We start from the raw sequence: 10,777 nt of genomic DNA on the forward strand, positions 1-10,777 counted from the left end.
TTTATTTTTTTCAATCATTTGATGTAACTCTTCCACTAACTCCTCCTTAGTAAACGGCGGAATTAGTTTTATTTCCTCCATAGAATGAAAGAATCGTTCTAAATGTAAATTTAATAAATGTGGCTTCCCTTCATATAGTCTGAATACCTCGTATATCCCATCACCAAATTGAAAGCCTCTCTCCTCTAATGGAATCATTGGCTGTTCTTCCTTCGTATTTACAATTCTTCCGTTAAATAAAATCCAATCTTTATGAGTAGCTTTCATTTATCCCCCACTCCTTTATTTCGTGATTGTTTTAATTGTACAACTTATGCACGCTCAAAAGAAGGAATTTTCTGTATTTTAACAAAATAAAAAGTGCATCACCTATTTAAAGTGATGCACTCGATTATTCATTTACTTCAGAAAATATTTTTCAATATCATCTAACATAAGATTTGCAGCTACAATACCACCTGCTGTATTCCAAATCACTTCATCTACTTGGAATACTTTATTATCTTTAGAAGCCTGCAGTTGCTTAAATAGTGGATCTTCTGTCCATTCTTTTGCTAATGTATTTCCTTCATTATTCTTATCCGCGTCTTTATCAGATGTGAAATAGAATAAATAATCCCCGTCCATATTTGGAATTTGCTCTTTTGTAATTCCTTTAATTGCAAATTCATCTTTATCTTGTAATGGTGGTCGTTTAAATCCAATATCATTTAATACAACACCTGAGAATGAATTTTTTTGATAAATACGAACATCACCAGGGACGAAGCGAATAATGGAAACTTTAGAATTAATTTTATCACCTAATTGTCCTTTTATTGCTGCAATACGCTTTTTATAATCATTAAGAGCATTTTGCCCTTCTTTTTCTTTATTTACAGCTTTTGTATAAAGTGTGAAGTTTTCTTTCCAATCACCGCGTAATGTTTCAGCATATACTGTTGGCGCGATTTCTTTTAACTGCTCGTATATTTTTTCATGACGCATTTTATTTCCGATAATTAAATCCGGCTGAAGCTTCATTACTGCTTCTAAATTAATGTCACGCTCAGTTCCTACTACTTTCGTATTTTTTAACTCTTTCGCTAAATGAGGATACCATTCATCACCAGCTCGTGGTTTCGTCGTTCCAACTGGCGTTACTCCAACAGTTAAAAGTGCCTCAGCACCCTCATTTGTTAAAACAACAACTCTTTTTGGCGTACCATTTACTGTCGTTTCGCCCATTGCATGCTTTATACTATAAGAATCTTTTGCCTTTACTAATATATCTTTATCTTTTTTCTCTTCTTCTTTACCACACCCTGCGATTACGACCATTAGTAACATAACGCAAAGTATAAGAATATTTTTAGTGCGTGTCATAAGTCCTCCCTAGTTGAAATTGATTATCATTCACACTTAAAGATTAATGTATATCTTATACATTGTCAATAAATATATCAGAAAACTTTTTCAATATATATAATTCCACCCTCATTTTTATTCAAAATATTTTTGTGCCTATTTGCTACTCAAATTTTTTAAGCGTAACATGTAAAAAAGAAATGGGCATAAAAAAGTAATTGTAATCCCAGTCAATACATAACGTAAATAAAAAAACCGCCTTATGTAAGGCGGTTTCTATCATTTTGTTTTAACCAATTTAAAATAAATATATACGATTGATAGTGAATATAACGTATGCACAATAAAAGGAATAAAAGAGCTATTCCAGTGGTACTATACAGCAAACCGAACTTCAAAAAAATATTTAACAGCGGTGGAAAGTTCGTTATGTTTTGTAATGTAAGTAGCATACAAAACAAAAGGAAAAACACTGGAGCATATTGTAATTCATACGGCTTTCTCTTCTTATTCATTCTTTTTTGAATAAGCATATGGCTTAGCTCCGCTACTAAAAAACACCCTCCAATTAATACAAGACCAGAAGTCATCGTCATACATCCACCTGCCTTATATTTATCCCGCATAACTACTCATTACTATATTTTCTTTACATATATCCCATCTTCCTCATTAAACCCAAAGCTCTCTATAAATGATTTTGCTTGTTCTGTTAATTCCGTTTGTACTACCTTTATCTCTTTCACATTTCTTTCTATCATCATTGTTTCAAATGTGAAATACGTATTTGTTCCATAACCGTAACTTTGATAATCAAAGTGAATAATTAACTGAGATAAAACCGCAGTCTCCCCTTGAACACGATAATCTATTACACCAATATATGTATCATCGACTTTCACACAATACTGTACCTGTTTCTCACTTAAACTATGTGAGCGAAACATTTCTTTCACAACGTTTTCATTTTCTACAGTTACTTTTTCAAACGTAATCATATGTTGTCCATCCTTTTACTATTATTGTATCAATCATACGTCCTATTTATGAAAAAAACCTTAAGACCATATGCGATCTTAAGGTTTTTCTAATTAAACTAAGCTATACGCACGTTTCGTTTCTTCGTGGAACTTATTCGTATCGTACTTATGCTCAACATAAATTTGATGCCATACCATAAACGCAAGTACAGTCCAAATTTTACGGCTATAATCGCCTTTATCTGCACAATGTGCTTCCAGTAAGTTTAATACATACTGTTTGTCGATTAAATGCTCTGTCTTACTCTCGTTTATAATATTGATAGCCCAATCATGCATTTCGTCTTTTAACCAGTGACGAATTGGTACTGGGAATCCAAGTTTTTTACGATCTAATACGTGATCTGGAACGATTCCTCGTGCTGCTTCACGTAAAATAGCTTTCGTAGTTCCGTTAGCAATCTTAAATTCAGTTGGAATTTTAGATGCAACATCGAATACTTCTTTATCTAAGAACGGTACACGAAGTTCTAATGAGTTTGCCATTGTCATTTTATCAGCTTTTAATAAAATGTCACCGCGTAACCAAGTGAACATGTCAATGTACTGCATTTTGCTTACATCATCATAATCTTTAATCTCATTATACAATGGTTTCGTGATATCCATATAGTTAACACTTTCATTGTAATACTTCATTAATTCAGCTTTCTCTTCTTCACGGAAGATTTTCGCGTTTCCATAGTAACGCTCTTCAATTGGCGTACATCCACGCTCTAGGAAGCTCTTTCCTTTAAAGCCTTCTTTAAGAGCACCACTTAGTGCTTTTAGAACGCTCTTACCTGGGCTAGGAATGTAAGAGAACATTTTCAGTGAGTTTGGCTCACGATAAATGTTATAACCACCAAATAGCTCGTCTGCACCTTCACCTGAAAGAACAACTGTTACATGTTTACGTGCTTCTTTAGCAACGAAGTACAACGGTACAGCTGCTGGATCTGCTAAAGGATCATCCATATGCCAAATGATTTTTGGGAACTCATCCATAAACTCTTTCGCTGAAATGAATACGTTATGGTTTTTAACGCCTAATTTCTCAGCAGTTTCTTTGGCAACATCAACTTCACTGAAACCACGTTGCTCAAACCCAACAGAGAATGTTAAAAGATTTGGATTCATTTCTCTTGCGATAGAAGCGATGATAGATGAATCGATACCACCAGATAAGAATGAACCTACTGGTACATCACTGCGCATATGCACTTTTACTGAATCATATAACACATCACGAATTGCTTGGATATGCTCCTCTTTCGTTGCACTTGAAGCATTGAAATAAGGTTTCCAGTAGCGATGGATTTCCATCTCTTTACCAATTTCTTTTACGAAATAATGACCAGGTTCGATTTTATTAACATCAATTGTTAATGTTTCTGGTTCTGGACCATATTGGTACGTAAAGTAATGTTGTAATGACGTTGGGTTAACGCCTTTATCTTCCATTACATGCATAATACTTTTCTTCTCAGATGCGAAGAATGTGGTATCACCTTGTTGTGCGATGTATAAAGGTTTAATACCGAAGTGGTCACGTGCACCGAAAAGTTTCTTTTCTTCGCGATCCCAAATCATAAATGCAAACATACCACGAAGGTAGTCTACACATTTTTCTTTCATATGTGCATACAATGCAATGATAACTTCTGTATCAGATTGCGTTGCAAACGTTGCACCTTTTTCAAGTAACATTTCACGTAATTCTACATAGTTGTAAATTTCACCATTAAAAATAATTACATATCGATCATTTTCATAAGTTAGCGGCTGATGTCCTGCCTCTAAGTCAATGATACTTAAACGGCGGAAGCCAAATTGTACATGCTCATCACGAAAATATCCTTCGTCATCTGGACCACGGTGGAAAATCATCGTGTTCATATTTTCAAATTGATGTTTTTCTGTTTCTGAAAACTCTCTAGGGTTTTCACATAAACATCCTACAAAACCACACATACTTCTTACCCTCTTTCAGTTTTCATTCTGTCTCTATACTACTATATCAACCCTATTTATACTAGCATAATCAACTGAATATGGCGACCAAAAACTATAAAAAAATCACTCCATTTCACATTTTTAACAATTTTTTATGAAAACATGAAAATTAGGCAATCACCTTTCTCCGCTTTTGTCATATGATATTGCAAATTGATTTCTAGGAGGGAATACCATGAGTGAAGAAAAAAAAGACTCTTCTCGCCCACCGGTTCGCAATTATTTAAAGCAAATTGATGATTTCTTCGAGCAAACACCACTTCGCAATGTAATTGCTGATTTAAATCATTTTTTCCAAAAAGGAAACCGTTTATTAACATTCCCTGTAGATTTATACGAAGTTGGCGAAGAACTCGTTGTTACAGCTGAACTACCAGGTATACAAAAAGAACAAATTCAAATTGAAATACAAAGTGAATACTTAAAAGTCTCTGTAAAAGAAGAGATACTGGAAGAAGAAGAGCAAACATCCCATAACTATTATCGCCGAGAACGTTCCATTTCAGAAGCATCAAGATTAATTAAGTTGCCGTATTCAATTAATAAAAAAGCAGCGAAAGCTTCATATCAAAATGGCGTGTTAGAAATTCGGGCGCCGAAATTGCCACAGCAACATGACATTTTATCCATAGACTAATGTAAAAAAGAAGGGTGCTTTAATCTGCACCCCTCTTTTTATTCTGCTAATCGTTTCATATCACGTATAATGTCTTCATACGGCGTATTGCTAATACCATTATACTTTTTCATTACTTTTCCGTTTTGATCAATTAAATAAAATGATGTACCATGTATAACTTGACCATTCTCAGGTTTATCTACAAGTGATTGGAAATTATCTTTTGAAAACTTCGTAATGTCCTCTAACGAATAACCCGTTAGTAAATTCCAGTTACTAGTATCCTCTGTAAATTTTTGAATGAAAGCCTTCAAATTCTCCGGCTTATCAAGGTCAGGATCTACGCTAAATGATACAAACTGAACATCTAATTTCTCTTCCTTCGCCATTTTCTGTAATTTTGCCATATTAGCAGTCATTGGCGGACAAACTGTTTGACAGTTTGTGAACATAAAATCTGCAACCCAAACTTTCCCTTTTAAATCTTTTGTACCAAATGGTTTTCCATCTTGATTAGTAAATTGGAAAGTTTCTAAATCCCAATTTAATGGTTTACGAAGCTTTGAACCTGATCCACTACATCCAGCAAGTACAAAGAGACAAAATACAACCATAAGACCAATTATTTTTTGATAACGCTTCATTTATAAACCTCTTTTCTCTATCCTAAATTTAAATAGGCTATACTTATCATAACAAAAGTTAACACTACGAGAAAATTGTTTACTACATTTGTTCACGAAATCGTACGAATTTACGTATGTTACTTCTTTATTTCAAGCGAATTACTAGACAAAATAATTTTTTTACTATTATTTCTCTAAATAATCGTTGCAAAACTAATTCTATTGTTATTTTTGTAAATGCACCTTCCTGTTTTTTTACAATTATTTAAACATTCATCCATGTTATACACTGTATTCCTTAACAACATTTCGGTACAATACAATTACAATGATTTTAAATGAGGTGATGTTCATGGCAAAGCGCTATGAAAATATGGATAATGTTAGTACAAAAAAATCAATTCGCTCTTTTATACGCTGGCGTAAAGAACGAAAGCAAAACAAAAAAGATTTTTCTTTCTTAGTAGAACAATCACCCGTTAAACAAAGTGCATTTTTGCAAAGTAATGTTGAAAAAACGACTGTCACATGGATTGGACATTCCACTTTTCTTATCCAAACGAATGGACTTAATATATTAACGGATCCAGTATGGGCCAATAAATTGAAGCTAGTCCCAAGACTTACTGAACCTGGTCTTTCTATACAAGAACTACCTAAAATTGATATTGTCCTCATTTCACATGGTCATTATGATCATTTAGATTTTTCAACACTGCGCCAACTTAAAGATGACGTATTATACTTAGTACCCATTGGGCTAAAAAAATTATTTACTCGTAAAAAATTCAACAATGTAGAAGAGTATAAATGGTGGGAAAGTACGACTATTGATGATGTTTCCTTTCACTTCGTACCTGCTCAGCACTGGACGAGAAGATCATTATTTGATATGAACACATCTCACTGGGGTGGATGGATTATTAAGAATGACAATGTGGAGGAAACCATTTATTTTTGTGGAGACAGTGGCTATTTCCAAGGTTTCAAAGAAATTGGCAAACGCTTTTCAATTGATATTGCCCTTATGCCAATTGGAGCTTATGAACCAGAATGGTTTATGAAAATATCTCACGTTTCACCTGAAGAAGCAGTGCAAGCTTATTTAGATTTAAATGCTACACACTTTATACCAATGCATTACGGAGCTTTTGCACTCGCCGATGAAACACCTCGCGAGGCAATAACAAGGCTTCGAAATAATTGGAATTTACGTATGTTACCGTGGGAACAACTGCATGTACTCTTTTTAGGTCAAACTTTCACTTATAATAGCGAAACACATGCTAAGAAAGTGAATGAAAAAGTTGAACCATTACATGTATAGCGTAACTACTTATTTTCTATATCCAACATATACTATAGAAAATCATCAAGCGAAACTTTAATTAGTGGGTGTTTTCTATGAATGAATATTTACAGACTCGCTATATCATTAGCGGGAGTGCCTGTATAGCCCTTCTTATTTCTTACCTTCTATTCACATAAAAAAGCTACTTGAAATAAATTTCAAGTAGCTTTTTTATTATTCTGCTAAATACATAAATCCGATTGCACCCGGACCTGTATGAGTACTAATAATAGGCGTTGTAAAGAAAATTTCTGATTGAGCAAATCCACTTACTTTTTCAACAGCCGCTTTTACATTTTCAGCTAAAGGAATTGCTTTCGCATGCGGAATTGCCACAGCTTTTACAACTTTTCCAGCTGTATCTTCCTCAAATAACTTAGCTAACGTTTTTACAATTTGACCTTGGCTACGCACTTTCGTTACAGGGTTATAAACACCATCTTCAAGGCTAGCAATTGGCTTTATATTAAGTAGCGAACCGATAAACGCTTTTCCTTTACCGATACGCCCACCCTTCACTAAGTTTTCTAATGTATCTACTACTACATATAAACGAGTATTCTTCCTTACTTCATCTACACGTTTTAAAATTTCTTCTAGTGAGCGTCCTTCATTTGCCATTTTCGCAGCTTCAACTACTTGATATGCTAAAGCATGTGTAATAAATTGCGAATCAACAACTGTTACTTTTGTGTCGGTCATTGATGCAGCACTATTTGCAGTTGCCACAGTACCACTCATTCCACTTGTCATATGAATGGAAAGTACTTCACTTCCATCTTCACCTAACTTGTCATACATTTCTACAAATGTACCCATTGCTGGTTGTGATGTTTTTGGTAGTTCCTCTGATTTAATCATTTCTTCAATAAATTCATCTGGTTGTAGATCAACGCGATCTAAATATGTTTGTCCATTTACAGAGATTGATAATGGTAGAACATGAATGTCATACTTCTCAATTACTTCTTGTGATAAATCTGCCGTTGAATCTGTTACAATTTTAATTTTTTGCATATTATATTCTTCCCTTTCCAATACGCTCTCCTTGTTATTATACTAGTATTCCCATTGCTTTCAACAATTTGGAACGAAATTTAATCAAATTAATTATATTTTTATATCTAAAATGAAAAAGACAGAGCTCTTAACCCTGTCCCCACTCTATATCATGCATTTTTTTCAAGAGTATTTGTTTTATATACATTTAAATAATCATTCCACTTCAAACAATTTTGTAAATATTCACGGAAAGAATACGAAAATCTTGGGTGCTTTTGTTTTTGAATTTTTGCAATAAATAATTGAAGACGAGACTGTATTAGAAACGATAATGGATGCTGCGCTTGTAGGACAGGGATTTCAAATATTTTAATACACTCCCCTGTTGAATGAGTGAAATAAAAACTTTTCGTAATCACAATATCAATCCTCTTTTTCATTGGATTTTTGAACTTCTTCTACTTTACGCTGTAACACGTTGTTTAAAGTGGCGACTCCCATGAATACAAAAGTATCCTTAGACAATCTCTGTAGTCCTTATGGTTAAAAGATTTATACTCTATTCATCTTCACCTAATCCATCCCCCATCCTAAATTCCTAATAAGACAAGGACTCGTTATCCGTATATTGCTTAATATATTCAGTATAAACTTATAAAAGCGCAAAGTTTGTCTAAATTTTGGAGATTCTATAATTTTTTTCTTCTCTATATTGTATACGTTTATAACTAGAGTATAACAAATAAATAAAAAAAGTGCCTTTATAACGAGGCACTTTTCGACTGAATTTCTTCTTCTCTTTTCTTTTTTCGCTTACTAACAATCTTTGATAAAGCGATACTAATTTCATAAATACAAATAAGCGGTACCGCAACTAAACTATGTGATAAAAAATCTGGCGGTGATATACACGATGCAATGATAATCAATGCTACGTAAGCATACCTTCTTATTTTTATTAGAAATTCCGCCGTCAACAGTCCAATACTCGTTAAAAACATTACTACTACTGGCAATTCAAAAATTACTGCAAATGGAACTGTTAAATTAAGAACAAAATGAAAATACTTTTCTGTCGTAAACATCGTATTAAACATTTCATTACCTATAGTAGTTAAAAAATGAAATAAAAACGGCATTACAACGAAATATCCAAAGCATAAACCTGCAATAAATAATATAGACAATACCGGTATATACATTAATGTCATCTTTTGTTCATTTGGATGTAAACCCGGTTTTACAAATAACCAAATTTGTATAGCAGCAAAAGGAATTGTACAAACGATAGCAAATACTGTAGCAATCGAGAAAAAAATCCACAATACATCACTTGGACCGAGAACAGTTAATTTCATTGGTAAGTCTTTTACAAGCCAAAAATAAATATCCTTCGTAAAAGTAAACCCAACAATTAAAAATAGTACAAAGGATAACACGGTATATATTACTCGTTTGCGAAGCTCAACTATATGTTCTACTACACTCATTTCCCGATCTTCCATCTCGTTCACCACACTTTATTTATCCATTTCGAAGAAAATTCATTACATTTTTTCTTTCTTTTCCTTCTCTTGAAATGCATCATCAGTCAATTCTTTCGTTGATTTTTTAAATTCTTTTAACGTTTCCCCTAAAGCCTTTCCGATTTCCGGCAATTTTTTCGGCCCAAATAAAATAAGTACAGCTACTAAAATTAAAATTAATCCTGGAAAGCCAATATTTGAAAACATTTCTCCATCCCCTTTATTAGTAGATTCCTTGTCCTACTATTACATAATTTTATTTTGTCAAAAAAGTTTGAAAACGTCAACAAATCCATTGACTTTTGTCAAAAAAATTCAAAAATATAATCAATTATACAAATTTCATTTTCTATTGCCCTTGTGTATGATATGGTAAGGGAAAAGACATATTATTTTATGATAGTAGAAAGGATTTGCATTATGACTGAAAAAATGACACGAATGACACAATTTGTGAAAGAAGAAATTGCAAATGCAATTACACATGGTATCGGTGCCATTTTAAGCATCCCTGCCTTAATCATATTGATTATTCATGCCTCTAAGCATGGTACCGCATCTGCTGTTGTTGCATTTACGGTTTACGGTGTAAGCATGTTCTTACTGTACTTGTTTTCGACATTGTTACATAGCATTCACCATCCAAAAGTCGAAAAATTATTTACTATACTAGATCACTCAGCCATTTATTTATTAATCGCTGGCACATATACTCCTTTTTTACTTATTACGCTTCGTGGGCCATTAGGTTGGACGTTACTCGCAATTATATGGACACTAGCAATCGGTGGTATCATCTTCAAAATTTTCTTTGTACGTCGCTTTATTAAGGCATCGACGCTATGTTATATCATAATGGGATGGCTCATAATCGTTGCTATTAAACCACTTTATGAAAATCTAACTGGACATGGTTTTTCACTACTTTTAGCAGGTGGAATTTTATATTCTGTAGGAGCTATATTCTTCCTTTGGGAAAAGTTACCTTTCAACCATGCCATTTGGCATCTTTTCGTATTAGGTGGTAGTGCGATGATGTTCTTCTGCGTACTCTTTTACGTCCTACCTACAGCATAATAAAAAAGGTTTCAGCTTAATGTAAGCTGAAACCTTTTTTATTACTTATGTAATTGTGATGCGATAACATCCTGTGTATACTTCGTTAACTCTTTAATATCCATAGTCGCATACTCTTCAGGTGTAATCGGCTTAGAAATTGTTACTGTTGCACGAGCTCGCTTCATACGATTTCCATTCGCTTCAAACATTTT

The 10,777-nt window shown here is 33.5% G+C and carries 13 protein-coding genes and 2 pseudogenes; 3 read left to right on the forward strand and 12 right to left on the reverse strand.

Going from position 1 to position 10,777, the window contains the following annotated elements:
* The 6 genes and pseudogenes from MR079_RS26035 to asnB all read right to left on the reverse strand — a co-directional run.
* Nucleotides 1-267, reverse strand: a 267-nt coding sequence (locus tag MR079_RS26035; RefSeq protein ID WP_242294901.1) for an aminotransferase class IV, incomplete at its 3' end; no start/stop codon positions are given.
* 132 nt (nucleotides 268-399) lie between these two features.
* Entirely contained in the window at nucleotides 400-1,365 is a 966-nt protein-coding gene (locus MR079_RS26040; protein ID WP_242294902.1) for an ABC transporter substrate-binding protein, read from the reverse strand.
* Between the two features lie 138 nt (nucleotides 1,366-1,503).
* Nucleotides 1,504-1,599, reverse strand: a pseudogene (locus tag MR079_RS29485) (phosphatase PAP2 family protein); the annotation flags it as partial.
* Between the two features lie 8 nt (nucleotides 1,600-1,607).
* Nucleotides 1,608-1,937, reverse strand: a complete 330-nt coding sequence (locus MR079_RS26045; RefSeq protein ID WP_139868114.1) for a hypothetical protein — start codon at nucleotides 1,935-1,937, stop codon at nucleotides 1,608-1,610.
* Between the two features lie 48 nt (nucleotides 1,938-1,985).
* Nucleotides 1,986-2,345 carry a GNAT family N-acetyltransferase gene (locus tag MR079_RS26050; protein ID WP_139867334.1) on the reverse strand — a complete coding sequence of 120 codons (360 nt, stop codon included), beginning with the start codon at nucleotides 2,343-2,345 and terminating at the stop codon, nucleotides 1,986-1,988.
* A gap of 93 nt (nucleotides 2,346-2,438) precedes the next feature.
* Nucleotides 2,439-4,340, reverse strand: coding sequence for an asparagine synthase (glutamine-hydrolyzing) (asnB, locus tag MR079_RS26055; RefSeq protein WP_000333816.1), 1,902 nt, complete (start codon nucleotides 4,338-4,340; stop codon nucleotides 2,439-2,441).
* Nucleotides 4,341-4,557: 217 nt separating this feature from the next.
* Here asnB and MR079_RS26060 point away from each other — a divergent pair, with 217 nt between their 5' ends.
* The gene (locus tag MR079_RS26060) at nucleotides 4,558-5,019 is read left to right on the forward strand and encodes an Hsp20/alpha crystallin family protein (protein ID WP_001288087.1); all 462 of its coding nucleotides are present in this window, start codon (nucleotides 4,558-4,560) and stop codon (nucleotides 5,017-5,019) included.
* Between the two features lie 38 nt (nucleotides 5,020-5,057).
* Here the strand turns inward: MR079_RS26060 and MR079_RS26065 are convergent, their stop codons facing one another.
* Nucleotides 5,058-5,645: an SCO family protein gene (locus MR079_RS26065; protein ID WP_000833339.1), complete on the reverse strand. Its 588-nt coding sequence runs from the start codon at nucleotides 5,643-5,645 to the stop codon at nucleotides 5,058-5,060.
* A 334-nt stretch (nucleotides 5,646-5,979) separates the two neighbouring features.
* On the opposite strand from MR079_RS26065, the gene MR079_RS26070 reads away from it, so the two are divergent.
* Nucleotides 5,980-6,954, forward strand: coding sequence for an MBL fold metallo-hydrolase (locus MR079_RS26070; RefSeq protein WP_242294903.1), 975 nt, complete (start codon nucleotides 5,980-5,982; stop codon nucleotides 6,952-6,954).
* A 198-nt stretch (nucleotides 6,955-7,152) separates the two neighbouring features.
* Here the strand turns inward: MR079_RS26070 and MR079_RS26075 are convergent, their stop codons facing one another.
* The 4 genes from MR079_RS26075 to MR079_RS26090 form a co-directional block, all read right to left on the reverse strand.
* Nucleotides 7,153-7,995 carry a DegV family protein gene (locus MR079_RS26075; RefSeq protein WP_003266758.1) on the reverse strand — a complete coding sequence of 281 codons (843 nt, stop codon included), beginning with the start codon at nucleotides 7,993-7,995 and terminating at the stop codon, nucleotides 7,153-7,155.
* Nucleotides 7,996-8,147: 152 nt separating this feature from the next.
* A complete protein-coding gene (locus MR079_RS26080; RefSeq protein WP_000629015.1) occupies nucleotides 8,148-8,399 on the reverse strand; it encodes a DUF2535 family protein in 252 nt (83 codons plus the stop codon).
* 342 nt (nucleotides 8,400-8,741) lie between these two features.
* Nucleotides 8,742-9,485: a twin-arginine translocase subunit TatC gene (gene tatC, locus MR079_RS26085; RefSeq protein WP_000390139.1), complete on the reverse strand. Its 744-nt coding sequence runs from the start codon at nucleotides 9,483-9,485 to the stop codon at nucleotides 8,742-8,744.
* Between the two features lie 42 nt (nucleotides 9,486-9,527).
* Nucleotides 9,528-9,713, reverse strand: a complete 186-nt coding sequence (locus tag MR079_RS26090) for a twin-arginine translocase TatA/TatE family subunit (protein WP_000492443.1) — start codon at nucleotides 9,711-9,713, stop codon at nucleotides 9,528-9,530.
* Nucleotides 9,714-9,926: 213 nt separating this feature from the next.
* On the opposite strand from MR079_RS26090, the gene trhA reads away from it, so the two are divergent.
* Entirely contained in the window at nucleotides 9,927-10,583 is a 657-nt protein-coding gene (trhA, locus tag MR079_RS26095; protein WP_000136894.1) for a PAQR family membrane homeostasis protein TrhA, read from the forward strand.
* A 41-nt stretch (nucleotides 10,584-10,624) separates the two neighbouring features.
* Here trhA and MR079_RS26100 read toward each other — a convergent pair.
* A pseudogene (locus MR079_RS26100) lies at nucleotides 10,625-10,777 on the reverse strand (lysophospholipid acyltransferase family protein); the annotation flags it as partial.

Origin of the sequence: Bacillus cereus group sp. BfR-BA-01381 (assembly GCF_022663555.1) — a bacterium.
GTDB classification, from domain to species: Bacteria; Bacillota; Bacilli; order Bacillales; family Bacillaceae_G; genus Bacillus_A; species Bacillus_A pacificus.

Bases quoted from the DNA above. Each gene is read 5' to 3' on its own strand.
- asnB (WP_000333816.1), bottom strand. From the start codon at position 4,340: ATGTGTGGTTTTGTAGGATGTTTATGTGAAAACCCTAGAGAGTTTTCA.
- trhA (WP_000136894.1), top strand. From the start codon at position 9,927: ATGACTGAAAAAATGACACGAATGACACAATTTGTGAAAGAAGAAATT.
- MR079_RS26060 (WP_001288087.1), top strand. From the start codon at position 4,558: ATGAGTGAAGAAAAAAAAGACTCTTCTCGCCCACCGGTTCGCAATTAT.
- MR079_RS26040 (WP_242294902.1), bottom strand. From the start codon at position 1,365: ATGACACGCACTAAAAATATTCTTATACTTTGCGTTATGTTACTAATG.
- MR079_RS26065 (WP_000833339.1), bottom strand. From the start codon at position 5,645: ATGAAGCGTTATCAAAAAATAATTGGTCTTATGGTTGTATTTTGTCTC.
- MR079_RS26045 (WP_139868114.1), bottom strand. From the start codon at position 1,937: ATGACTTCTGGTCTTGTATTAATTGGAGGGTGTTTTTTAGTAGCGGAG.
- MR079_RS26090 (WP_000492443.1), bottom strand. From the start codon at position 9,713: ATGTTTTCAAATATTGGCTTTCCAGGATTAATTTTAATTTTAGTAGCT.
- tatC (WP_000390139.1), bottom strand. From the start codon at position 9,485: ATGGAAGATCGGGAAATGAGTGTAGTAGAACATATAGTTGAGCTTCGC.
- MR079_RS26075 (WP_003266758.1), bottom strand. From the start codon at position 7,995: ATGCAAAAAATTAAAATTGTAACAGATTCAACGGCAGATTTATCACAA.
- MR079_RS26070 (WP_242294903.1), top strand. From the start codon at position 5,980: ATGGCAAAGCGCTATGAAAATATGGATAATGTTAGTACAAAAAAATCA.
- MR079_RS26050 (WP_139867334.1), bottom strand. From the start codon at position 2,345: ATGATTACGTTTGAAAAAGTAACTGTAGAAAATGAAAACGTTGTGAAA.